Consider the following 23,486-nt stretch of genomic DNA (forward strand, 5'->3'; position numbering starts at 1 on the left):
CACGGGCGGCCGCCGGGCCGCAGAACGCGACGAAGCCGGCACCTCCGCGCCGCGCGGGCGGAGAAGGGAACGGTTCGGCACAGTGAGCGACGAGACACCCAATCCCGAGAAGGACCTCAGCGAGCAGAACCTGCCGGGGCAGCGCGGGGAGCACGGTGAGGAGGTCCGCGTCCAGCGCGGGATGTTCGGCGCGAACAACGGCGGCGACACCTCCGGCTACGGCGGACTCGTCCGCTCGATCCGGCTCCCCGGACCGGCCTCCCGCCCCTACGGCGGCTGGTTCGACGAGGTGGCCGACGAACTCGAGGGCGCGCTGGAGGAGCAGGGCCTGCTCCCCGGGAACGCCATCGAGCGGACGGTCGTCGATCGCGGCGAGCTCACCTTCCACATCGAGCGCGAGCACCTCGTCCGCGTCGCCCGGACCCTCCGCGACGACCCGGCGCTCCGCTTCGAGCTCTGCACCGGCGTCTCCGGCGTCCACTACCCCGGCGACAAGGGCCGCGAGCTGCACGCCGTCTACCACCTGCGCTCGCTCACCCACGGCCGGCTGATCCGCCTGGAGACGTCCGCCCCGGACACCGACCCGCACCTGCCGTCGCTCGTCGCGGTCTACCCGACGAACGACTGGCACGAGCGGGAGGCGTACGACTTCTTCGGCATCGTCTTCGACGGCCATCCCGCCCTCACCCGGATCATGATGCCGGACGACTGGCAGGGCCACCCGCAGCGCAAGGACTACCCCCTCGGTGGCATCGCCATCGAGTACAAGGGCGCCCAGATCCCGGCTCCGGACCAGCGGAGGTCGTACTCGTGAGCACTTCCCACGCGTCTCCCCGCGAGACGACAGAAGGCGCCGTCTACACGGTGACCGGCGGCGACTGGGAGGAGGTCGTCCAGTCGGCGGCCAAGGCCGACGACGAGCGCATCATCGTCAACATGGGCCCCCAGCACCCGTCCACCCACGGCGTGCTCCGCCTCATCCTGGAGATCGACGGCGAGACCGTCACCGAGGCCCGCTGCGGCATCGGCTACCTCCACACCGGCATCGAGAAGAACCTCGAATACCGGACCTGGACGCAGGGCACCACCTTCGTCACGCGCATGGACTACCTCACCTCGTTCTACAACGAGACGGCGTACTGCCTCGGCGTGGAGAAGCTGCTCGGCATCACCGAGCAGGTCCCGGACCGGGCGAGCGTCATCCGCGTCCTGCTGATGGAGCTCAACCGGCTCTCCTCCCACCTGGTGTGCATCGCCACCGGCGGCATGGAGCTCGGCGCCACCACGATCATGATCTACGGCTTCCGGGACCGCGAGATGATCCTGGACCTCTACGAGCTGATCACCGGCCTGCGCATGAACCACGCCTTCATCCGCCCCGGCGGCCTCGCCCAGGACCTGCCGCCGGGCGCCGTCGACGCGGTGCGCGAGTTCGTGAAGACCATGAAGAAGAACCTGCCGGAGTACGACAAGCTCGCCACTGGCAACCCCATCTTCAAGGCCCGCATGCAGGACGTCGGCTACCTCGACCTCACCGGCTGCATGGCCCTCGGCGCCACCGGACCGATCCTGCGCTCGGCGGGCCTCCCGCACGACCTGCGCAAGACCGACCCGTACTGCGGCTACGAGGACTACGACTTCGAGGTCCCGACCGCCGACACCTGCGACTCCTACGGACGCTTCCTCGTCCGCCTGGAGGAGATGCGGCAGTCCCTCCGGATCGTGGAGCAGTGCCTCGACCGCCTGGAGCCGGGTCCCGTCATGGTCGGCGACAAGAAGATCGCCTGGCCGGCGCAGCTGGCCCTCGGCACCGACGGCCTCGGCAACTCCATGGACCACATCGCGAAGATCATGGGCACCTCCATGGAGGCCCTGATCCACCACTTCAAGCTGGTCACCGAGGGCTTCCGGGTCCCGGCCGGACAGGCCTACGCGGCCGTCGAGTCGCCCAAGGGCGAGCTCGGCGTGCACGTCGTCTCCGACGGCGGCACCCGCCCCTTCCGGGTCCACTTCCGCGACCCGTCCTTCACCAACCTCCAGGCCATGGCCGCGATGTGCGAGGGCGGCCAGGTCGCCGACGTCATCGTCGCCGTCGCCTCCATCGACCCCGTGATGGGAGGCGTCGACCGATGACCGACCAGATCAGTCTGGGCATGCCCCAGCTCCCCGCCCCCGCGTACCCGGCCGAGGTCCACGCCCGCCTGACGGAGGACGCGCGGGCGATCGTCGACCGCTACCCGGACTCCCGCTCGGCGCTCCTGCCGATGCTGCACCTCGTGCAGGCGGAGGAGGGCCACGTCACCCGTACCGGCATGGCGTTCTGCGCCGAGACCCTCGGTCTGACCACGGCCGAGGTCACCGCCGTCGCCACCTTCTACACGATGTACCGGCGCAAGCCCTCCGGCGACTACCAGGTCGGCGTGTGCACGAACACGCTCTGCGCGGTCATGGGCGGCGACGCCATCTTCGAGGAGCTCAAGGAGCACCTCGGCGTCGGCAACGACGAGACGACCGAGGACGGCAAGGTCACCCTCGAACACATCGAGTGCAACGCGGCCTGCGACTTCGCCCCCGTGGTGATGGTCAACTGGGAGTTCTTCGACAACCAGACCCCCGAGTCGGCCAAGCGGATGGTCGACGACCTGCGGGCCGGCCGGACCGTCGAGCCCACCCGGGGCGCCCCGATCTGCACCTTCAAGGAGACGGCCCGCATCCTCGCCGGCTTCCCCGACGAGCGCCCCGGCGCCGTCGAGGCCACCGGCGGCGCCGGCCCCGCCTCGCTCGTGGGACTCCGACTCGCCAAGGGCGAGCAGCCGCACCACCGAATCGTCCACCCGCGCGGTGAGACCTCCGGTCAGGAGGGGGAGTGATGACCTTGGCCGCCGAGATCAACAACAGCAGCCCCGAGAAGCTCCTCGCGCCCGTCCTCTCCGCCTTCTGGGACGAGCCCGAGTCCTGGACCCTGGAGACGTACGAGCGGCACGAGGGCTACCGGGGGCTCCGCAAGGCCCTCGCGATGAGCCCCGACGCCCTCATCGCGTACGTCAAGGAGTCCGGCCTCCGCGGCCGCGGCGGCGCCGGCTTCCCCACCGGCATGAAGTGGCAGTTCATCCCGCAGGGCGACGGCAAGCCCCACTACCTCGTCGTCAACGCCGACGAGTCCGAGCCCGGCACCTGCAAGGACATCCCGCTCCTCTTCGCCAACCCGCACTCCCTCATCGAGGGAATGATCATCGCCTGCTACGCGATCCGCTCCGAGCACGCGTTCATCTACCTGCGCGGCGAGGTCGTCCCCGTCCTGCGCCGCCTGCACGAGGCGGTCCGCGAGGCGTACGCCGCCGGCTACCTCGGCCGGGACATCCTCGGCAGCGGCCTGAACCTGGACATCACCGTGCACGCCGGCGCCGGCGCGTACATCTGCGGCGAGGAGACCGCGCTCCTCGACTCGCTCGAAGGGCGCCGCGGCCAGCCCCGGCTCCGTCCGCCCTTCCCCGCGGTCGCCGGCCTCTACGCCTGCCCCACCGTGGTGAACAACGTCGAGTCCATCGCGTCCGTTCCCGCGATCCTCAACCGGGGCAAGGAGTGGTTCACCTCGATGGGCAGCGAGAAGTCCCCGGGCTTCACGCTGTACTCGCTGTCCGGGCACGTCTCCTCGCCCGGCCAGTACGAGGCCCCGCTCGGGATCACGCTCCGCCAGCTCCTCGACATGAGCGGCGGCATGCGCCCCGGCCACCGGCTCAAGTTCTGGACGCCCGGCGGCTCCTCCACCCCGATGTTCACCGACGAGCACCTCGACGTGCCCCTCGACTACGAGGGCGTCGGCGCCGCCGGATCCATGCTGGGCACCAAGGCGCTCCAGTGCTTCGACGAGACCACCTGCGTCGTCCGGGCCGTCACCCGGTGGACCGAGTTCTACGCCCACGAGTCCTGCGGCAAGTGCACGCCCTGCCGCGAAGGCACCTACTGGCTCGTCCAGCTGCTGCGGGACATCGAGGCGGGCAAGGGCAAGGCGTCCGACCTCGACAAGCTCAACGACATCGCCGACAACATCAACGGCAAGTCGTTCTGCGCCCTCGGCGACGGCGCCGCCTCGCCGATCTTCTCCTCGCTGAAGTACTTCCGCGAGGAGTACGAGCAGCACATCACCGGCCGCGGCTGCCCCTTCGACCCGGCCAAGTCGACCGCCTGGGCGGACAACCACAAGGAGGTCACGGCATGACGGTCACCACGGCCGGCCCGGCCGGCGGCGGTTCGGCTGCCGTACCGCCCGAGGATCTCGTCACGCTGACCATCGACGGCATCGAGATCTCCGTCCCCAAGGGGACCCTGGTCATCCGCGCCGCCGAACAGCTCGGCATCGAGATCCCGCGGTTCTGCGACCACCCGCTCCTCGACCCCGCCGGCGCCTGCCGCCAGTGCATCGTCGAGGTCGAGGGCCAGCGCAAGCCGATGGCGTCCTGCACCATCACCTGCACCGACGGCATGGTGGTGAAGTCCCAGCTGACCAGCCCCGTCGCCGAGAAGGCCCAGCACGGCGTGATGGAGCTGCTGCTCGTCAACCACCCGCTGGACTGCCCCGTCTGCGACAAGGGCGGCGAGTGCCCCCTGCAGAACCAGGCCATGTCCCACGGACAGGCCGAGTCCCGCTTCGAAGGCGTCAAGCGGACCTACGAGAAGCCCGTACCGATCTCCACCCAGGTGCTCCTCGACCGCGAGCGCTGCGTGCTCTGCGCCCGCTGCACCCGCTTCTCCAACCAGGTCGCCGGCGACCCGATGATCGAGCTGATCGAGCGGGGCGCGCTCCAGCAGGTCGGCACCGGCGAGTGCGACCCCTTCGAGTCGTACTTCTCCGGCAACACCATCCAGATCTGCCCGGTCGGCGCCCTCACCTCGGCCGCCTACCGCTTCCGCTCCCGCCCCTTCGACCTCGTCTCCTCGCCGTCCGTGTGCGAGCAGTGCGCCGGCGGCTGCGCCACCCGCACCGACCACCGGCGCGGCAAGGTCATGCGGCGGCTCGCCGCCGAGGACCCGGAGGTCAACGAGGAGTGGATCTGCGACAAGGGCCGCTTCGGCTTCCGGTACGCCCAGCAGCGCGACCGGCTCACCACCCCGCTCGTCCGCAACGCCGACACCGGTGAACTGGAGCCCGCGTCCTGGCCCGAGGCCCTGGAGGCGGCCGCCCGCGGACTCGTCCGCGGCCGCACCGGCGTCCTGGCCGGCGGGCGGCTGACCGTCGAGGACTCCTACGCGTACGCCAAGTTCGCCCGGGTCGCCCTCGACACCAACGACATCGACTTCCGCGCCCGGATCCACTCCGGCGAGGAGGCCGACTTCCTGGCCTCCGCCGTCGCGGGCCGCGGCCGGGACCTGGACGGCACGGGCGTCACGTACACCTCGCTCGAAGCCGCCCCGGCCGTGCTCCTCGTCGGCCTGGAGGCCGAGGAGGAGGCCCCCGGCGTCTTCCTGCGACTCCGCAAGGCCTGGCGCAGGCACGGCCAGCGGACCTACGCGGTCGCCCCGTTCGCCACCCGCGGCCTGGAGAAGGCGGGCGGCACCCTGCTGCCCGCCGCCCCCGGCACCGAGACCGAGTGGCTGGACGCGCTGACCTCCCGGGTCGGCCTGGAGGGCGAGGGACCCGCCGCCGCCGAGGCCCTGCGCGAACCGGGCGCCGTCCTGGTCGTCGGCGAGCGCCTCGCCGGCGTTCCCGGAGCCCTGACCGCGGCCCTGCGCGCCGCCGCCGCCACCGGCGCCCGGCTGGTGTGGATCCCGCGCCGCTCCGGCGAACGCGGAGCGGTCGAGGCCGGAGCGCTCCCCGCGCTGCTGCCCGGCGGCCGGCCGGCGACCAGCCCCCGCGCACGCGAGGAGGTCGCCGCCGCCTGGGGCGTCCGCGAACTCCCGCACGGCTACGGCCGCGACACCGGCCAGATCGTCGAGGCCGCCGCCACCGGGGAACTCGCGGCGCTGCTCGTCGGCGCCGTCGAGGTCGCCGACCTCCCGGACCCGGCCCGCGCGCGCGAGGCCCTCGACGCGGCCTTCGTCGTCTCCCTGGAACTGCGGCCCAGCGAGGTGACCGCCCGGGCCGACGTCGTCCTCCCGGTCGCCGCCGTCGCCGAGAAGCCCGGCACCTTCCTCAACTGGGAGGGCAGGGCGCGGATGTTCGAGGCCGCGCTCAAGCCCGAGCAGATGACCCGGCCCCTGGCGCCGACGGACACCCGCGTGCTCCACATGCTCGCCGACGCCCTCGACGCCCACCTGGCACTGCCCGACCTCAGGGCCGTCCGCCGGGAACTCGACCGGCTCGGCGGCTGGACGGAGGAGCGGGCCTCCGAGCCCGTCGAACCCGGCCAGGCGGCACCCCGGCCGGGCGACGGCGAGGCCGTCCTCGCCGGACACCGGCTGCTGCTCGACCTCGGCCGGCTCCAGGAGGGCGACACCGCCCTCGCGGGCACCCGGCACGCGGCGGTCGCCCGGCTCTCCGCCGCCACCGCCGCCGACACCGGCGTCAAGGACGGCGACCTCCTCGGCGTCACCGGCCCCGCGGGATCCGTGGCCTTCCCGCTCCAGGTCACCGAGATGCCCGACCGCGTCGTCTGGCTCCCGCTGAACTCGGCCGGCCGCGGCGTCCTCTCCGACACCGGCGCCCACCCGGGCGACCTGGTCCGCATCGGCCCGGCGACCCCGAGCCCCGTCGAGGTCACGGAGGTGCAGGCATGACCACGCCGCTCGCCGCCGAAGACCTGTCCATGTTCGGGACGGACCCCTGGTGGCTCGTCCTGATCAAGGCCGTCTTCTGCTTCGCCTTCCTGATGGTGACCGTGCTGTTCTCCATCGTCTGGGAGCGCAAGGTCGTCGCCTGGATGCAGCTGCGCATCGGCCCCAACCGGCACGGCCCCTGGGGCCTCCTCCAGTCCCTCGCGGACGGCATCAAGCTGATGCTCAAGGAGGACGTGATCGTCAAGAAGGCCGACAAGGTCGTCTACGTCCTCGCCCCGATCGTCGCGGCGATCCCGGCGTTCATGGCGATCGCCGTGATCCCCTTCGGCCCGGCCGGCAACGAGGTGTCGATCTTCGGCCACCGGACCGCGATGCAGCTCACCGACCTGCCGATCGCGATGCTGTACGTCCTCGCGGTCGCCTCCGTCGGCATCTACGGCATCGTCCTGGCCGGCTGGTCGTCCGGCTCCACGTACCCGCTGCTCGGCGGACTCCGCTCCTGCGCGCAGATGATCTCGTACGAGATCGCCATGGGCGCGGCCTTCGCCTCCGTCTTCCTCTACTCCGGGTCGATGTCGACCTCGGCGATCGTCGAGGCGCAGGCCGACCGCTGGTTCGTGATCCTGCTGCCGGTCTCGTTCATCATCTACATCGTCACGATGGTCGGTGAGACGAACCGCGCCCCGTTCGACATGCCGGAGTCCGAGGGCGACCTCGTCGGCGGCTTCAACACCGAGTACTCGTCCATCAAGTTCGCGATGTTCATGCTCGCCGAGTACGTGAACATGGTGACGGTCTCCGCCGTCTCCGTGACGCTCTTCCTGGGCGGCTGGCGGGCCCCGTACCCGGTCTCCACCTTCTGGGAGGGCGCGAACCACGGCTGGTGGCCGATGCTCTGGTTCGTCATCAAGGTGCAGCTGCTGCTGTTCTTCTTCATCTGGCTCCGCGGCACCCTGCCCCGGGTCCGCTACGACCAGCTGATGAAGCTCGGCTGGAAGGTCCTCATCCCGGTCTCGGTGGTCTGGCTGATGCTGGTCGCCACCGTCCGTGCGCTGCGGAACGAGAACATCGCCTTCGGCAACATCGTGCTGTACGTCGCCGGGGCCGTCCTCGGACTGCTGCTGCTCTCCTTCGTGGTCGACGTCTTCCGCGACCGGAAGGCGAAGGCCGCGGCGCCCCCGGCCGAGGACTCCCGCTCCTTCGACCCGATGGCCGGAGGCTTCCCCGTACCGCCCAAGCCCGGGCAGTCCCTGCCCGCCGTGCCCCGGCGCAGGCCCCGGCACGGGCGGGACCTCGTCGTCAGCGGCGCCCCCGATTCTGCCTCTGCGAGTGATGGAAAGGAGACGGACGGTGTCTGACTTCCAGAATCCGGTGGCCGGCTTCGGCGTGACCTTCAAGGCCATGTTCAAGAAGCGGCTGACCGAGCAGTACCCGGAGCAGCAGAAGACGACGGCGCCCCGCTTCCACGGCCGGCACCAGCTCAACCGTCACCCCGACGGCCTGGAGAAGTGCGTCGGCTGCGAGCTGTGCGCCTGGGCCTGTCCCGCCGACGCGATCTACGTCGAGGGCGCGGACAACACGGAGGAGGAGCGCTACTCCCCGGGCGAGCGGTACGGCCGCGTCTACCAGATCAACTACGCCCGCTGCATCCTCTGCGGGCTCTGCATCGAGGCCTGCCCCACCCGGGCGCTGACGATGACCAACGAGTTCGAACTGGCCGACTCGTCCCGAGAGAACCTGATCTACACCAAGGAGCAGCTTCTCGCGGGCCTCGAGGACACCATGGTCGACTCGCCGCACGCGATCCACCCCGGCATGACCGAGCAGGACTACTACCTGGGCCTCGTCGAAGGGGCCGCGCCCGGCACCGTCCGCCAGGTCGCCGTGTCCAAGGGGGAGAAGGGCGAGCAGGAGGGGGCGGAGGCATGAGCGCGCACCTCGAGACCCTCGCGGCGTACACGACCTCCTCGGGCGAGGCCTTCCAGTTCTGGGTCCTCGGCACCGTCGCCGTCGTCGGCGCCCTCTGCACGATCCTGATGAGGCGGGCCGTGCACTCGGCGCTCTGCCTCACCGGCACCATGATCATCCTGGCGGTCTTCTACCTGGCCAACGGGGCGTACTTCCTCGGCATCGTCCAGATCGTCGTCTACACCGGCGCGATCATGATGCTCTTCCTCTTCGTCGTCATGCTGGTCGGTGTCACGGCCGCGGACTCGCTGAAGGAGACCATCAAGGGCCAGCGCTGGTGGGCCGTGGTCTGCGGCCTCGGCTTCGGCATCCTGCTCGCGGCCGGCATCGGCAACGCCTCGCTGAAGGAGTTCGCCGGACTCGGCGCCGCCAACAGCGCCCGCGGCGGGAACGTCGAGGGCCTCGCCGCCCTCATCTTCACCAAGTACGTCTTCGCCTTCGAGATCACCGGCGCGCTCCTCATCACCGCCGCCGTCGGCGCGATGGTGCTCACGCACCGCGAGCGCACCGAGCGGGCCGCGACCCAGCGGGAGCTCTCCGAGCAGCGCGTCCGCGAGGGCACGCACGTGCCGCCGCTGCCCGCGCCCGGCGTCTACGCCCGGCACAACGCCGTGGACATCGCCGGTCTGCTGCCCGACGGCACCCCGGCGGAGCTCACCGTCATGCAGACCCTGCGCAAGCGGGGCCAGATCCGTGACGTGTCCACCGAGGCCCTCGCCGACCTCAAGGCCCTGGAGCAGCGCTCCGAGGAGCGGCTCGGCCGGGACCGGGACGAAGAGGAGGCCACCCGGTGAATCCCGTCAACTACCTGTACCTCGCGGCCCTGCTGTTCACCATCGGTGCGGTCGGGGTCCTGATCCGGCGCAACGCGATCGTGGTCTTCATGTGCGTCGAGCTGATGCTCAACGCCTGCAACCTCGCGTTCGTCGCCTTCTCCCGCATGCACGGAAACCTCGACGGCCAGATCATCGCGTTCTTCACGATGGTCGTCGCCGCCGCGGAGGTCGTCGTCGGGCTCGCGATCATCGTGTCCGTCTTCCGTGCCCGCCACTCGGCCTCGGTCGACGACGCCAGCCTGATGAAGCTGTAAGGGGCCGGAAACTGTGGACAACCTGATTGCGCTGCTCATCGCGGCGCCCCTGCTGGGAGCAGTCGTCCTGCTCTGCGGCGGGCGGCGGCTCGACAAGGTCGGGCACTGGATCGGCACGCTCCTCGCGGCCGCCTCCTTCGCCGTCGGCCTGGCGCTCTTCGCCGACATGCTCGGCAGGAGCGCCGACGACCGGGCCCTGCACCAGCGGCTCTTCACCTGGATCCCCGTCGAGGGCTTCCAGGCGGACTTCGCCTTCCAGCTCGACCAGCTGTCGATGACCTTCGTCCTGCTGATCAGCGGGGTCGGCACGCTCATCCACGTCTACTCCATCGGATACATGGAGCACGACGAGCGCCGCCGCCGCTTCTTCGGCTACCTCAACCTGTTCGTCGCGGCGATGCTCCTGCTCGTCCTCGCCGACAACTACCTGCTGCTGTACTTCGGCTGGGAGGGCGTGGGCCTCGCCTCGTACCTGCTGATCGGCTTCTGGCAGCACAAGCCGAGCGCGGCCACCGCCGCGAAGAAGGCGTTCCTGGTCAACCGGGTCGGCGACATCGGCCTCTCGATCGCCATCATGATCATGTTCACCACCTTCGGCACCTTCGCCTTCGGGCCGGTGCTGGAGTCGACCGGGGAGGCAAGCCAGGGCACGCTGACCGCGATCGGCCTGATGCTGCTCCTCGCCGCCTGCGGCAAGTCGGCCCAGGTGCCGCTGCAGTCCTGGCTCGGGGACGCGATGGAGGGCCCGACCCCGGTCTCGGCCCTCATCCACGCGGCCACCATGGTGACCGCCGGCGTCTACCTGATCGTCCGCTCCGCCGACATCTTCAACGCCGCCCCCGACGCGCAGCTCGTCGTCACCATCGTCGGCGCGGTCACGCTCCTCTTCGGTGCGATCGTCGGTTGCGCCAAGGACGACATCAAGAAGGCCCTCGCCGGCTCGACGATGTCGCAGATCGGCTACATGATCCTGGCGGCCGGCCTCGGCCCCATCGGCTACGTCTTCGCGATCATGCACCTGGTGACGCACGGCTTCTTCAAGGCCGGGCTGTTCCTCGGGGCCGGTTCGGTCATGCACGGCATGAACGACGAGGTCGACATGCGGAAGTACGGCGGCCTGCGGAAGTACATGCCGGTCACCTTCGTGACCTTCGGCCTGGGCTACCTCGCGATCATCGGCTTCCCCGGCCTGTCCGGCTTCTTCTCCAAGGACAAGATCATCGAGGCGGCCTTCGCGAAGGGCGGCACCGAGGGCTGGATCCTCGGCGCGGTCACCCTGCTCGGCGCCGCCATCACCGCGTACTACATGACCCGCGTGATGCTGATGACCTTCTTCGGCGAGAAGCGCTGGCAGAACGACGAGAACGGCAACCCGCCGCACCCGCACGAGTCGCCCAGGTCCATGGTCGTCCCCATGGTGCTGCTCGCCGTCGGCTCCGTCGCCGCGGGCGCGCTCTTCGAGTTCGCCGGGTTCGTCGAGTGGCTGGAGCCGGTCACCGGCTTCGAGCACGGCCACTCGCCGCTCAGCGCCGCGGCCGTCACCGGCGCCACCGTGGCCGTCATGGTGATCGGCGTCGGCCTCGCCTACGTCCAGTACGGACGCAAGCCCGTCCCGGCCGTCGCCCCGCGCGGCTCCCTGCTCACCCGGGCCGCCCGCCGCGACCTGCTCCAGGACGACTTCAACCACGCCGTCTTCGTCCGCGGCGGCACCCATCTGACCCGCTCGCTCGTCTACGTCGACCACTCCCTGGTCGACGGCGTGGTCAACGGCACCGCGGCCTCCGTCGGCGGACTCTCCGGCCGGCTGCGCAAGCTCCAGAACGGCTACGCCCGCTCGTACGCGGTCTCCATGTTCGGAGGTACGGCGGTGCTGATCGCCGCGACCCTGCTGATGAGGGCGGTGTAACTCCCATGTCCTTCCCGCTCCTTACGGTGACGGCAGCGGTTCCGGCGGTCGGTGCGATCCTCACCGCCGCCGTCCCCGCCGCCCGCCGCACCGCCGCCAAGTGGCTGGCGCTGCTCGTCTCGCTCGCCACGCTCGTGCTCGCCGGCCTCGTCTTCGTACGGTTCGAGCCCGGCGGCGAGCGGTACCAGCTCACCGAGTCGTACGCCTGGATCAAGGACTTCGGCGTCCGCTACGAGCTGGGGGTCGACGGCATCGGGGTCGCGCTCATCGCGCTGACCGCGCTGCTCATCCCCTTCGTGATCCTGGCCGGCTGGCACGACGCCGACCCCCTGGAGACCTCCTCCAAGCGGTGGCGCCCGACCCAGGGCTTCTTCGCCCTGATCCTCATGGTCGAGGCGATGGTGATCCTCTCCTTCGAGGCCACCGACGTCTTCCTCTTCTACATCCTGTTCGAAGCCATGCTCATCCCGATGTACTTCCTCATCGGCGGCTTCGGCGACCGCGCCCACGCGGGCTCCGACGAGAACGCGGCGGCCCAGCGCTCGTACGCGGCCGTCAAGTTCCTCCTCTACAACCTGGTCGGCGGCCTCATCATGCTGGCCGCAGTCATCGGGCTGTACGTGGTCGCGGGGAACTTCTCGCTCACCGAGATCGCCGAGGCCCGCGCCAACGGCTCGCTGGAGATGGCGACCAGCACCGAGCGCTGGCTGTTCCTCGGCTTCTTCTTCGCCTTCGCGGTGAAGGCGCCGCTCTGGCCGCTGCACACCTGGCTGCCGAACGCGATGGGGGAGGCGACCGCCCCGGTCGCCGTCCTCATCACCGCCGTCGTCGACAAGGTCGGCACCTTCGCGATGCTCCGCTTCTGCCTCGGGCTCTTCCCCGAGGCCAGCAAGTGGGCCACCCCGGCGATCGTCGTCCTGGCCCTCATCAGCATCGTGTACGGGGCGCTGCTGGCCGTCGGCCAGCGGGACATCAAGCGCCTGGTCGCCTACGCGTCGATCTCCCACTTCGGCTTCATCATCCTGGGCATCTTCGCGATGACCACCCAGGGCCAGTCCGGCGCCACGCTCTACATGGTCAACCACGGCATCTCGACGGCCGCCCTGATGCTCGTCGCCGGCTTCCTGATCTCCCGGCGCGGCTCCCGGCTCATCGCCGACTACGGCGGTGTCCAGAAGGTCGCCCCGGTGCTCGCCGGCACCTTCCTCATCGGCGGCCTCGCCACCCTGTCGCTGCCCGGACTCGCCCCGTTCGTCAGCGAGTTCCTCGTCCTGGTCGGCACCTACGCCCGCTACCCGGTGGCCGGCGTCATCGCCACCACCGGCATCGTCCTCGCCGCGCTCTACACCCTCGTCCTCTACCAGCGGACGATGACCGGGCCGGTGAAGGAGGAGGTCCGGGAGCTGCCCGACCTGCGGGTGCGCGAACTGGCGGTCGTCGTGCCGCTGATCGCCCTCCTGATCTTCCTCGGCGTCTTCCCGAAGCCGCTGACGGACGTCGTCAACCCGGCCGTGCAGCACACCATGTCCGACGTACAGCAGAAGGACCCCCAGCCAGAAGTGGAGGCGGCCAAGTGACTGCATCCGCCGTCGCACCCTCCGTCCACAGCCTGTGGACGACCGCTGCCGAACCGCTGGAGAAGATCCCGGCGCCCCACATCGAGTACGTCCAGCTCTCACCCGTACTCATCGTGCTCGGCGCCGCGGTCCTCAGCGTCCTCGTCGAGGCCTTCGTGCCCCGCAGGGGCCGCTACCACAGCCAGCTCTTCCTCAGCGTGGTGGCGCTCGTCGCCTCCTTCGCCGCCATCGTCGGCCTCGCGGCCGGCGGGTACGGCTCCACCAAGGCCCACATCGCGGCCATGGGCGCCATCGCCGTCGACGGGCCCGCCCTCTTCCTCCAGGGCACCATCCTCCTCGCCTCCGTCGTCGCGATCTTCACCTTCGCCGAGCGCAGGCTCGACCCGGCCGACCACGGCCACAAGGTCGACTCCTTCGCCGCCGAGGCCGCCGCCGTCCCCGGCAGCGACCACGAGAAGGCGGCCGTCAAGGCCGGGTTCACCACCACCGAGGTCTTCCCGCTCGCCCTCTTCGCGATCGCCGGCATGCTGGTCTTCCCGGCGGCCAACGACCTCCTGACGCTGTTCATCGCCCTGGAGGTCTTCTCCCTCCCGCTGTACCTGCTCTGCGCCGTCGCCCGCCGCAAGCGGCTGATGTCGCAGGAGGCCGCCGTCAAGTACTTCCTGCTCGGCGCCTTCTCCTCGGCCTTCCTGCTCTTCGGGATCGCCCTCCTCTACGGCTACGCGGGCTCCGTCTCGTACGCCACCATCGCCCAGGTCGTCGACGGCTCGATCGCCACCGTGAACCCGGCGCTCGCCGACACCATGGGCAACGACGCGCTGCTCCTCATCGGCTTCGCGATGGTCCTCACCGGGCTCCTCTTCAAGGTCGGCGCCGTGCCGTTCCACATGTGGACCCCGGACGTCTACCAGGGCGCCCCGACCCCGGTCACCGGCTTCATGGCGGCCGCGACGAAGGTCGCCGCGTTCGGCGCGCTGCTGCGCCTGCTCTACGTGGTGCTGCCGGGCCTCACCTGGGACTGGCGGCCGGTCATGTGGGGCGTCGCCATCGTCACCATGCTGGGCGGCGCGATCGTCGCCATCACCCAGACCGACATCAAGCGGCTCCTCGCCTACTCGTCGATCGCGCACGCGGGCTTCCTGCTCGCGGGTGTCATCGCGGCCACCCCCAGCGGCATCTCGTCCGTGCTCTTCTACCTGGGCGCGTACTCCTTCGTGACCATCGGCGCGTTCGCCGTCGTCACCCTGGTCAGGGACGCCGGCGGCGAGGCCACCCACCTCTCCAAGTGGGCCGGTCTCGGGCGTCGTTCGCCGCTCGTCGCGGCGGTCTTCGCGGTCTTCCTGCTGGCCTTCGCCGGCATCCCGCTGACCTCCGGCTTCTCCGGGAAGTTCGCCGTCTTCAAGGCGGCGGCGGAGGGCGGCGCGGGCGCGCTCGTCGTGGTCGGTGTGATCTCCTCGGCGATCGCCGCGTTCTTCTACATCCGGGTCATCGTGCTCATGTTCTTCAGCGAGCCGAAGGCGGACGGCCCCACGGTCGCCGTGCCCTCTGCCCTGACCACGGTCACGATCGCCGCCGGTGTGGCGGTCACGCTGGTGCTCGGCCTCGCGCCGCAGTACTTCCTGGACCTGGCGAACCAGGCGAGCGTGTTCGTCCGGTAGCTCCGGCCGTACGCGTGAGGGGCCCGGCTCGGGGGCGAGCCGGGCCCCTCGCCGTGTGCGGGGGTGACCGGCCGCCGGTCTCGTGCCATCGTGGGGGCGCCCGCAGTGGTCTGTACCAGTAGAGGAGAGGGGAGCCGCACCATGAGCGGCACGACCGCCTTACCCGGGACCCCCTGCACCGCCCCCCGGGCCGGCGACCCGCCCATGCACCGCCTGGAGGTCCGGCTCCCCGACCGGGTGCCCTTCGCCGCCGGATCCTTCGACGCCGTCGGCCCCATGTCCCGGGCCGCCTTCCCGCACCGCCACACCTTCTACGAGATCGTCCACGTCACCTCCGGCACCGGCACCCACGTCGTGGACCTCGCCCGCTGGGACCTCCGCCCGCCGCACCTGGGACTCGTCCTGCCCGGGCAGCTGCACCACTGGGAGGACGCCCGCGGCCTGGACGGCACCGTCGTCCTCTTCACCGAGGACTTCCTCCTCGACCACCCCGGCGACCGGGACCTCCTGCGCCGCCTCGGCGAACGGCCCTGGCTCACCCTCGACGGGCCCGCGCACGCGCGCACCGGCCGGCTGATGGGCGAACTCGTCGAGGAGTACCGGCACGGCGCCGACGGCTTCGCGACCGTCCTGCGCTCCCTGCTGCACGTCCTCCTGGTCCGTACGGCGAGGCTGCCCGGCCCCGGGACGCCCGCGCCCCCGCCGGGCAGGCCCGCGGCCGTCGCCGAGGAGTTCGCCCGCCTGCTCGCCCGCACCGGGACGGAGAGCCGGACCGTACGGGAGGCCGCCGAGCTGATCGGCGTCAGCCCGGGCTACCTCGCCGAGGCCGTCAGGGCCGCCACGGGCCGCACCCCCGGCGCCCTGCTCCGCGAGGCGCGCTCCCGGGAGGCCCAACGGCTGCTGGTCGGCACGGAGCTGTCGATACGCCAGGTGGCGGCCCGGGCCGGCTTCGACGATCCCGCCTACTTCTGCCGCTTCTTCCGCCGCGAGACCGGCCTCAGCCCCGGGGACTTCCGCAGGGCCCACGAGACCGGGCGCGACGGGCGGGGGCGGGCCGGACGGAAACACCACGACCGCCGTGATCCGTCCCTCGAAGCCGGGGCCCGCCCGGCCTAGGTTCGATGCCGACCCCCCTCAGCCCCCACGCGAGGAGCAGGCAGGCATGGACCACGAGACCTCCACCGGGCACGTCACCCGCAAGGCGGTGCTGCGGGCCGCCCTGGCGGCCGGCATCGCCGCCCCCACCGTCCTCATGGGCGTACCGGCGCTCGCCCGGACCCTCACCGCCGGAGGTGCGGCACCCGCGCTCACCCCGGAGTGCGACGACGGCGACGACCCCACCCCGGCGCAGACCGAGGGCCCGTACTTCAAGCCCAACTCGCCGCTGCGGACCAGTCTGCTGGAGGCGGGCACGGCCGGCGTCCGGCTCACCGTGAGCGGCTACGTCTTCGGGCTCGCCTGCCGGCCGATAGCCGGCGCCCTGCTCGACTTCTGGCAGGCCGACACCAACGGCGCCTACGACAACACCGGATTCCGGTTCCGCGGGCACCAGTTCACCGACGCGCAGGGCGCGTTCCGGCTGACCACGATCGTGCCCGGCCTCTATCCCGGCCGCACCCGGCACCTCCACGTCAAGGTGCAGGCCCCCGGGCGGCCCGTGCTCACCTCGCAGCTGTACTTCCCGGGCGAGCCCCGCAACAACACCGACAGCATCTTCGACCCCCGGCTCCTGATGACCGTGCGGGACGCCGGCGGAGCGAGGGAGGCGGCCTTCGACTTCGTCGTCAACGTGCCGCAGAACCCCGGCCCGAGCCCGACCGCCACCGCGACCACCCAGCCCCCGGGGGGGAGTTGGGCGGCGGGGACCGCCTACCGGGCGGGTGACCGCGTCACGTACGGCGGCCCGGCCTATGTGTGCCTGCAGGCGCACACGGGCCAGGCCGGCTGGGAGCCGCCGAACGTGCCCGCGCTGTGGCGGGCGGTGTAGCCGCTCCGGTCAGGCCGCGGGGGAGATCCGGCCCCGGACCTCGCCCAGGCCCACCCGGGTGCCGTCCGGGCCCGGCGCCCAGGCCGTCAGCACGACCTCGTCGCCGTCCTCCAGGAACGTCCGCTTGCCGCCCGCGAGTTCGATCGCGTCACGGCCGTTCCAGGTCAGTTCCAGCAGCGAACCGCGCTGGTTCACCTCGGGCCCGGACACCGTCCCCGAGCCGTACAGGTCGCCCGTGCGCAGCGAGGCGCCGTTCACCGTCATGTGGGCGAGCTGCTGCGCGGCCGTCCAGTACATGGTGGAGAACGGCGGCTCGGCCACGACCTCGCCGTTGATCTCCACCGTGATCCGCACGTCGAAGCCGCCCTGCTCCTCCTCGCCCGCGTCGTCCAGGTAGGGGAGGAGCGGGAGGTCGCGGGCGGGCGGGGCGGTCCGGGCGGCGTCCAGCGCCTCCAGGGGCGTCACCCAGGCCGCCACCGAGGTCTGGAACGACTTGCCCAGGAACGGGCCCAGCGGCACGTACTCCCAGGCCTGCACGTCCCGCGCCGACCAGTCGTTGAGCAGCGTCAGACCGAAGACGTGCTCCCGGAAGTCCGCGAGCGGGACCGGCCGGCCCAGCTCCGACGGGGTGCCGACGAGGAAGCCGACCTCCGCCTCGATGTCCAGCTTCACCGAGGGCCCGAAGACCGGGGCCGGGTCCGTCGGCGCCTTGCGCTGCCCCGAGGGGCGCACGACGTCGGTGCCGGAGACGACGACCGTGCCCGCGCGACCGTGGTAACCGATCGGCAGGTGCTTCCAGTTGGGGGTGAGCGCGTCGCCGTCGGGGCGGAAGATCCGGCCCACGTTCGTCGCGTGGTGCTCGCTGGCGTAGAAGTCGACGTAGTCCGCGACCTCGTAGGGCAGGTGCAGCGTCACCGCGTCGAGCGGGTGCAGCAGCGGCTCGATGTCGGCCCGGTGCGCGGGCACCGTCACCCAGGCGGTGAGCGCCCGGCGGACGTCGCGCCAGGCGGTCCGCCCCGCCGCGAGGAGGGGGTTGAGGCTCGGCCGGTCGAGGAGCGCCGCGTACGGGGAGCCGAGCGCGTGCGCCGCGGCACCCGCGTCCAGCACGTGCCCGCCGATCCGGACGCCGAGCCGGCGCCGGCCGGGCTCGTCGGCGGTGGAGAAGACTCCGTACGGGAGGTTGTGCGGGCCGAAGGGGTCGCCCTCGGCCAGGTCGAGCGGGCTGTGCTCGGGCATCGGTGCGTGCCTCGCTTTCCACGTGTGTGGGGGACACGTTACGGGTCGCGCTGTCGGGCGGGGATGACATGGATCACAGAGAAAGTGCGGCCTCCGTGGGCAACTGTCCGCCTTTGTGGACATTCGGTGTCGGGGGCTCGTCGAAGCCCGTTCCGAGCTGCGAGAACGGGCCTCCCGCAGGGGCGTTCCGGGCCATACGATCACGGTGGTACGTGCCGCGTGAGGTTGCCGCAGGCGCGCGCCCCGCTTTCTCTCATCCTTCCCTGACCAGGAAAAAGGTCCCGCACTGTGAAGATTCGCCGCATCCTCGCGACCGCCGTGGCCGCCGCTGTGACCACCCCGGTCGTGTTCCTCTCGGCCGCGCCCGCCTTCGCCGACACGAAGCCGACGCCCGCGTCGACGCAGAAGCCCGCCGCGGGTGACGAAGACCCCGACTTCGACGAGTACGAGAAGCTCATCGCCGCCGTCGCCAAGGCGGAGGAGAAGCTGGAGGCCCTCAAGGCCGAGCGCCTGGCGCTCCTCGAGGACCTGCGTGACAAGAAGGTCTCCGAGGCGGTGCAGAAGGAGCTCGACGCCGCGCAGAAGGCCGTCGAGGACGCCAAGACCGCCCAGACCGCCGCCGAGACCGCCCTCACCGCGGCCAAGGACGCGCTGGCCAAGGTGGAGGCCGACCCGGCCGCCACCCCCGAGCAGAAGACCGCCGCGGCCGAGGCCGTCACGGCGGCCGAGGCGAAGGCGGCCGAGGCCGTCACGGCCAAGGCCGCCGCCGACGCGCGCCTCGCGAAGGCCGCCACCGCGCGCGACGACGAGCTCGTCGCGATGTCCACGCGGACCGGGGTCCTCAAGGAGCAGATCGCGGTGGCCGAGAAGGAGCTGGCCGCCGCCGAGAAGGCCCTGGAGGACTTCGAGACCGGTGGCTTCGGCGACTGCGAGGAGGACGACTCCGTCACGGTCGCACTCAGCGGCCCGAAGACCGTCACCGCAGGCACGAGCGCCGTCTTCTCGCTGCGCATCACCAACACCTCGGACCGGACGCTGGACCAGGTCCAGGCCTACGCCGACGCCGCCGCGCTGCCAGACGGCGAGGAGCCGATCGACGAGGACGGCTTCTTCAAGCGGTACATCAGCGTCGAGTGGACCGGCGCCGGCAACCCGCACTGGTCCCCGATCGGCGAGGACTTCGACGCCATCGAGGTCGGCGAGCTCGTCAAGGGCGGTCACGCCGACGTGAAGCTGCGCCTCACGGTCGACGAGAAGACGCCCGTGGGTCCCGGCGTCGCCTTCGCCGTCGGCGCGTACGAGAACAACGACGAGACCTGCGGCATCGGCGAGGACTACGCGCACGCGGAGTTCGACATCCTCGCGGCCAAGACCGACAAGCCGAAGCCCGAGCCGAAGCCGACCCCGTCGGAGACCACCGCGACGCCCACCCCGGCGCCCACCACCGGCGGCAACGGCAACACCACCCAGCAGGGCGGTTCCTCGAACACCCCGGTCAACGGCAGCCTCGCCGCCACCGGTGCGAACGAGAACCTGACCCGGCTCGGCTTCGCGGCCGCCGCGACCGTCGCCCTCGGCGCCGGCGCGATGGTGATCGCCCGCCGCCGCAAGGCCGGCACGAACGCGTAACCGGCACCCGCTCCACCCGGTCCCCCGTACGGCGTGCTGTCAGCCCGCCGTACGGGGGATCGTCTTCTCCCACGTCCGGTGGAAGACGACCTCCCCGCCCTCCTTGCACACCACCTCGTTCACCGTGAAGAACGCGTCCGCGTCGCAGGTGATCTCGGAGCGGGTGTCGACCGTGACGTCCCAGGCCAGCTCCGGGCGGTGCAGCCGGATGGTCCACTCCGAGTTCGTGCGGGCGGACAGCGGACCGCTCTCGTCGATCGTGTACGTCTCCATGGCGTCCTCGGTGAACTCCAGGCCGTCCGGGTACACGCGCGTGCCGCCGTACTTCGGGTCGACCGCCAGGGTCCACTCGCCCTTCGCCACGTCCCTGACCACCATCCGCTCCGGGCGCGGTTCCTCCAGGGTGCTCGGGTAGACCACGCCGAGGGGCTCCGACTGCTCCGGCTCCTCCCACGTCACGTGGTCCCGGGTGGCGGCGCGGACCGGCAGGGTCAGCGAGGAGCCCGCCGGGTCGAGCGTGAAGCCGGCCGCGTCCGGCTGCGGCCAGATCCACGGCCAGTACGTGGAGGAGACCGCGAGGCGCACCCGGTGGCCGGGAGCGAAGGCGTGGCCGATGCCGTTCAGCTCGAAGTCGAAGCTCTCCGTCTCGCCGATCTGCGCCTCCACGGCCCGGTCGCGGCCGTAGCGGGCGGAGAAGTTCAGCACGCCCCGGGTGATCAGCGTGGAGGAGCCGTCGGGGGCGATGTCGCAGAGCCGGGCGATGACCTGGCCGGTCGGGGCGGCCGAGCGCAGGGCGAGGCTCACCGACGGCCGGCCGAGGATCTCGACGGGGCCGCCGTCCTCCGGGACGGGGAAGTCGAAGCAGGCCGAGTGGGCGTCCTCGTCGCGCTGGTCGGGCGGCAGGTCGGCGTCGTTGCCGAAGGGGAAGAACCGGCCCGCGTCGAGCCCGGTCTGCTGCGGCGAGTCGACGACGACCGGCACGCCCTGGAAGGCGTATGTCACGGGGGTGACGTTCGGGGAGGGCCAGGCGGGGTCGGTGACCCAGCGCCCCGGCAGCTCGTCGTAGACCGTCGCCGGCAGGTGGGAGTCGCTGATCCAGGAGCGGAGCAGCGGCTCGGCCATCACGTCGTTGTCCGCGTCCTTGAGGTGGTGGTCCCACCAGCGCAGGGTCTCCTGGAGGAAGCCGATCGCGGGGCCGGGCGGCAGGCCCCGGTCCGGGTACTGGTGCGACCAGGGGCCGATGATGCCGCGCACCCGGTCCTGGGGGAGGTGGTGGGCGAGCCGCAGGACGGTGTCCCGGTACGGGTCGTGCCAGCCGCCGACGGCGAGCACGGCGGCCCGGATCGCGCCGTAGTCCTCGCAGACGCTGCCGTGCCGCCAGTACGCGTCCCGGGTCTGGTGGGAGAGCCAGGTGTGCAGGAAGGGCTCCACGGCCTCCAGGCGCTTCAGCCACATGGCGCGCCACTCCTCGCCCACGTACCGCGGGTCGGGCGGCCGGCAGACGAAGGCGAGCATGGTGGCGGCCCAGGCGTGCATGTCGACGGCGAGGACGGAGCCGCCCATGTAGTGGACGTCGTTGTCGTAGCGGTCGTCGGTGGAGCAGACGGTGACGACCGCCTTGAGCGGTTCGGGGGCGAGCGCGGCGATCTGAAGCGAGTTGAAGCCGCCCCACGAGATGCCGAACATGCCGACCTTCCCGGTGCACCACGGCTGTTCGGCGAGCCAGTTCACCACGGCCACGCCGTCGGCGAGCTCGACCGGGTCGTACTCGTCGCCGGGCAGGCCCTCGCTGTTGCCGTGCCCGCGGACGTCGACCCGTACCGAGGCGTAGCCGTGGCCCGCGTACCAGGGGTGGCGCTGCCAGTCCCGGGGCGCGGTCCAGTCGGTGAGCCGGTACGGCAGGTACTCCAGGAGCGCCGGTACGGGCTCGTCGGTGAGCGGCCGCCACACGCGCGCGTAGAGCCGGGTTCCGTCCGGCAGCGGGATGCGGAGGTCCTCGTGGCGGGTCTCGTACGGGAACTCGGTACGGATCTTCGGCATCAGGTCACCTCGGGGGGCGGGCGTGCGGGTCCTCAGTGGACGGGGTGCATGGTGCGGCGCAGCCAGGGCGCCAGGGCGATCACGACGAGGCCGACGACCACGGCCACGGCGCCGTTCACGCCGAAGTAGACGGGTTTGGAGACGTCGTCGTAGAGCTTCACGGTCTGCGCCTGGATGCCGTTGGCGAGGGCGAGCGAGAGGAACCAGAGCGACATGGTCTGGCTGGAGAAGGCCTTGGGGGCGAGCTTGCTGGTGGCGGACATCCCGGAGGTCTCCAGGAGGACGTCGCCGAGGCCCAGCAGCAGGTACGAGCCCACGATCCACCAGGCGGCCATCCGGTAGGTGTCGTCGGCGTGCCCGGAGGTCGGCAGGACCATGAGGAGGAACGACAGGCCGCCCAGGATCACGCCGAAGGCGATCTTGTTGGAGGCGTGCGGCTGCCGGGGGCCCATCCGGGCCCAGACGGCGGCCACCACGGGGGCCAGGGCCACCTCGAAGGCGCCGAGGGCGGAGGCGTACCAGCTCGCCGGGAAGTCGAAGCCGAGGATGGTCGTGCGGGCGTTCGTGGACGCCAGCAGGATCATCGTCGAGTACGCCTGGAAGAGGATGAAGTTGAAGACGACCGACGCCAGGAAGAGCACGACGTACGGCCTGAGCCGGCCGCGCTCCTCCGCGGTGACGCGGGGGCTCGTGAACATCACCCAGAAGTAGACGACGGGCGCGATCACCGAGATCACGGTCAGCACGTCCACGAACCGGTCCATGGTGAGCCAGCCCGTGAGGGCGAGGACGGTGGCGGCGGCGGCCACGACCACGGCCCCGGCGATCATGAGCTTTACCGCCCGGCGCATGGCCTCGGGGGCCAGGGCGAACTCGGCGGAGTGCTTGCGTCCGGCCAGGTGACGGCGGCCCGCCACGTACTGGATCAGGCCCAGCGTCATGCCGAGGGCGGCGGCCGAGAAGCCCCAGTGGTAGCCCTGGTGGTCGGCGAGCCAGCCGGTGATCAGCGGGCCGGCGAAGGCGCCGATGTTGATCGCCATGTAGTAGAGCGCGAAGCCGGCGTCCCGGCGGTCGTCGTCCGTCCGGTACAGCTTGCCGACCATGGTGGCCACGTTCGGTTTGAGCAGCCCGGTGCCCGCGCTGATCAGGCCGAGGCCCACCCAGGTCATGGCGGCCGTGGGCACGGCCATCGCGTAGTGGCCGCAGGCGATCAGGATGCCGCCCCAGAGGACGGCGCGGTACGAGCCGAGGATCCGGTCCGCGAGCCAGCCGCCGGCCACGGAGACCAGGTACACGAGGGTGCCGTAGGCCGCGGCGACCGAGGCCGCGGTCCCCGACGCCATGCCGAGACCGCCCTCGGAGACGGCCGCGGCGAAGTAGAGGACGAGGATCGCCTGCATGCCGAGGAAGGAGAACCGCTCCCAGACCTCCAGGCCGGACAGGGTCAGCAGACCCCGCGGCTGCCCGAAGAAGGCGCGGTCGTCCTCCGGCGGCGGCTGCTCGCCGTTCGGATCGGTGTCGATCGTTGTTCGGGACAAAGGGCATACTCCTGGTCGTATGAGCTGTTCACGAACATACCGGGGGTGACGGGAAGGCGCCCACGGTGATCGAAAGGTGACCGGATACGCTGGCTTGAGTGAATCGAGCGACACATCGACAATCCCTGTGATCGTCAGCGTGA

Annotated in this window: 18 protein-coding genes; 15 read left to right on the forward strand and 3 right to left on the reverse strand. The window is 71.3% G+C overall.

All coding sequences use genetic code 11. The features are described from left to right. Positions 1-82 precede the first annotated feature (82 nt). From ACF09E_RS22245 to ACF09E_RS22310, 14 genes are all read left to right on the forward strand, one after another. Positions 83-814, forward strand: coding sequence for an NADH-quinone oxidoreductase subunit C (locus ACF09E_RS22245; RefSeq protein ID WP_361854134.1), 732 nt, complete (start codon positions 83-85; stop codon positions 812-814). Next, positions 811-2,133 carry an NADH-quinone oxidoreductase subunit D gene (locus ACF09E_RS22250; RefSeq protein WP_361854137.1) on the forward strand — a complete coding sequence of 441 codons (1,323 nt, stop codon included), beginning with the start codon at positions 811-813 and terminating at the stop codon, positions 2,131-2,133. The genes ACF09E_RS22245 and ACF09E_RS22250 overlap by 4 nt, the downstream gene beginning before the upstream one ends. Continuing rightward, positions 2,130-2,870, forward strand: coding sequence for an NADH-quinone oxidoreductase subunit NuoE (nuoE, locus tag ACF09E_RS22255; RefSeq protein ID WP_392206672.1), 741 nt, complete (start codon positions 2,130-2,132; stop codon positions 2,868-2,870). The genes ACF09E_RS22250 and nuoE overlap by 4 nt, the downstream gene beginning before the upstream one ends. Continuing rightward, positions 2,867-4,219, forward strand: a complete 1,353-nt coding sequence (gene nuoF / locus ACF09E_RS22260; protein WP_392206673.1) for an NADH-quinone oxidoreductase subunit NuoF — start codon at positions 2,867-2,869, stop codon at positions 4,217-4,219. The genes nuoE and nuoF overlap by 4 nt, the downstream gene beginning before the upstream one ends. After that, positions 4,216-6,714, forward strand: coding sequence for an NADH-quinone oxidoreductase subunit G (locus ACF09E_RS22265; RefSeq protein WP_392206674.1), 2,499 nt, complete (start codon positions 4,216-4,218; stop codon positions 6,712-6,714). Before nuoF ends, ACF09E_RS22265 begins: the two co-directional genes overlap by 4 nt. Further along, complete coding sequence (gene nuoH, locus ACF09E_RS22270) at positions 6,711-8,072, forward strand: NADH-quinone oxidoreductase subunit NuoH (protein ID WP_392206675.1); 1,362 nt, start codon at positions 6,711-6,713, stop codon at positions 8,070-8,072. The genes ACF09E_RS22265 and nuoH overlap by 4 nt, the downstream gene beginning before the upstream one ends. Further along, positions 8,047-8,643, forward strand: coding sequence for an NADH-quinone oxidoreductase subunit NuoI (gene nuoI, locus ACF09E_RS22275; RefSeq protein WP_388792612.1), 597 nt, complete (start codon positions 8,047-8,049; stop codon positions 8,641-8,643). Before nuoH ends, nuoI begins: the two co-directional genes overlap by 26 nt. Then, on the forward strand, positions 8,640-9,476 hold the full coding sequence (locus tag ACF09E_RS22280) for an NADH-quinone oxidoreductase subunit J (protein ID WP_392206676.1): 837 nt from the start codon (positions 8,640-8,642) through the stop codon (positions 9,474-9,476). The genes nuoI and ACF09E_RS22280 overlap by 4 nt, the downstream gene beginning before the upstream one ends. Next, positions 9,473-9,772, forward strand: coding sequence for an NADH-quinone oxidoreductase subunit NuoK (gene nuoK, locus ACF09E_RS22285; RefSeq protein ID WP_148005711.1), 300 nt, complete (start codon positions 9,473-9,475; stop codon positions 9,770-9,772). Before ACF09E_RS22280 ends, nuoK begins: the two co-directional genes overlap by 4 nt. A gap of 13 nt (positions 9,773-9,785) precedes the next feature. Beyond that, the gene (gene nuoL / locus ACF09E_RS22290; RefSeq protein ID WP_392206677.1) at positions 9,786-11,678 is read left to right on the forward strand and encodes an NADH-quinone oxidoreductase subunit L; all 1,893 of its coding nucleotides are present in this window, start codon (positions 9,786-9,788) and stop codon (positions 11,676-11,678) included. Between the two features lie 5 nt (positions 11,679-11,683). Further along, on the forward strand, positions 11,684-13,255 hold the full coding sequence (locus ACF09E_RS22295) for an NADH-quinone oxidoreductase subunit M (RefSeq protein WP_383433683.1): 1,572 nt from the start codon (positions 11,684-11,686) through the stop codon (positions 13,253-13,255). Next, a complete protein-coding gene (gene nuoN / locus ACF09E_RS22300) occupies positions 13,252-14,913 on the forward strand; it encodes an NADH-quinone oxidoreductase subunit NuoN (protein ID WP_392206678.1) in 1,662 nt (553 codons plus the stop codon). Before ACF09E_RS22295 ends, nuoN begins: the two co-directional genes overlap by 4 nt. Before the next feature lie 141 nt (positions 14,914-15,054). Continuing rightward, a complete protein-coding gene (locus ACF09E_RS22305) occupies positions 15,055-16,029 on the forward strand; it encodes an AraC family transcriptional regulator (protein WP_392206679.1) in 975 nt (324 codons plus the stop codon). A gap of 46 nt (positions 16,030-16,075) precedes the next feature. Then, a complete protein-coding gene (locus ACF09E_RS22310) occupies positions 16,076-16,900 on the forward strand; it encodes a carbohydrate-binding protein (RefSeq protein ID WP_392206680.1) in 825 nt (274 codons plus the stop codon). Positions 16,901-16,909: 9 nt separating this feature from the next. Here the strand turns inward: ACF09E_RS22310 and fahA are convergent, their stop codons facing one another. Beyond that, positions 16,910-18,136, reverse strand: a complete 1,227-nt coding sequence (fahA, locus tag ACF09E_RS22315; RefSeq protein ID WP_392206681.1) for a fumarylacetoacetase — start codon at positions 18,134-18,136, stop codon at positions 16,910-16,912. 288 nt (positions 18,137-18,424) lie between these two features. Between fahA and ACF09E_RS22320 the strand changes: the two genes are divergently transcribed. Continuing rightward, a complete protein-coding gene (locus ACF09E_RS22320) occupies positions 18,425-19,765 on the forward strand; it encodes a peptidase (protein WP_392206682.1) in 1,341 nt (446 codons plus the stop codon). Between the two features lie 39 nt (positions 19,766-19,804). Here ACF09E_RS22320 and ACF09E_RS22325 read toward each other — a convergent pair whose 3' ends face one another. After that, a complete protein-coding gene (locus ACF09E_RS22325) occupies positions 19,805-21,805 on the reverse strand; it encodes a CocE/NonD family hydrolase (RefSeq protein ID WP_392206683.1) in 2,001 nt (666 codons plus the stop codon). Between the two features lie 32 nt (positions 21,806-21,837). Further along, positions 21,838-23,343 (reverse strand): peptide MFS transporter, encoded by a 1,506-nt coding sequence (locus tag ACF09E_RS22330; protein WP_361855135.1) that lies wholly within the window; start codon positions 23,341-23,343, stop codon positions 21,838-21,840. Positions 23,344-23,486 lie beyond the last annotated feature (143 nt).

It is taken from the genome of Streptomyces sp. NPDC014891, from assembly GCF_043081085.1.
Classification (GTDB): Bacteria; Actinomycetota; Actinomycetes; order Streptomycetales; family Streptomycetaceae; genus Streptomyces.

Excerpts from the sequence above, each read along its gene's own strand:
- ACF09E_RS22325 (WP_392206683.1), bottom strand. The coding sequence starts at position 21,805 with ATGCCGAAGATCCGTACCGAGTTCCCGTACGAGACCCGCCACGAGGAC.
- nuoH (WP_392206675.1), top strand. The coding sequence starts at position 6,711 with ATGACCACGCCGCTCGCCGCCGAAGACCTGTCCATGTTCGGGACGGAC.
- nuoE (WP_392206672.1), top strand. The coding sequence starts at position 2,130 with ATGACCGACCAGATCAGTCTGGGCATGCCCCAGCTCCCCGCCCCCGCG.
- ACF09E_RS22310 (WP_392206680.1), top strand. The coding sequence starts at position 16,076 with ATGGACCACGAGACCTCCACCGGGCACGTCACCCGCAAGGCGGTGCTG.
- ACF09E_RS22265 (WP_392206674.1), top strand. The coding sequence starts at position 4,216 with ATGACGGTCACCACGGCCGGCCCGGCCGGCGGCGGTTCGGCTGCCGTA.
- ACF09E_RS22280 (WP_392206676.1), top strand. The coding sequence starts at position 8,640 with ATGAGCGCGCACCTCGAGACCCTCGCGGCGTACACGACCTCCTCGGGC.
- nuoI (WP_388792612.1), top strand. The coding sequence starts at position 8,047 with ATGGAAAGGAGACGGACGGTGTCTGACTTCCAGAATCCGGTGGCCGGC.
- fahA (WP_392206681.1), bottom strand. The coding sequence starts at position 18,136 with ATGCCCGAGCACAGCCCGCTCGACCTGGCCGAGGGCGACCCCTTCGGC.
- ACF09E_RS22295 (WP_383433683.1), top strand. The coding sequence starts at position 11,684 with ATGTCCTTCCCGCTCCTTACGGTGACGGCAGCGGTTCCGGCGGTCGGT.
- ACF09E_RS22305 (WP_392206679.1), top strand. The coding sequence starts at position 15,055 with ATGAGCGGCACGACCGCCTTACCCGGGACCCCCTGCACCGCCCCCCGG.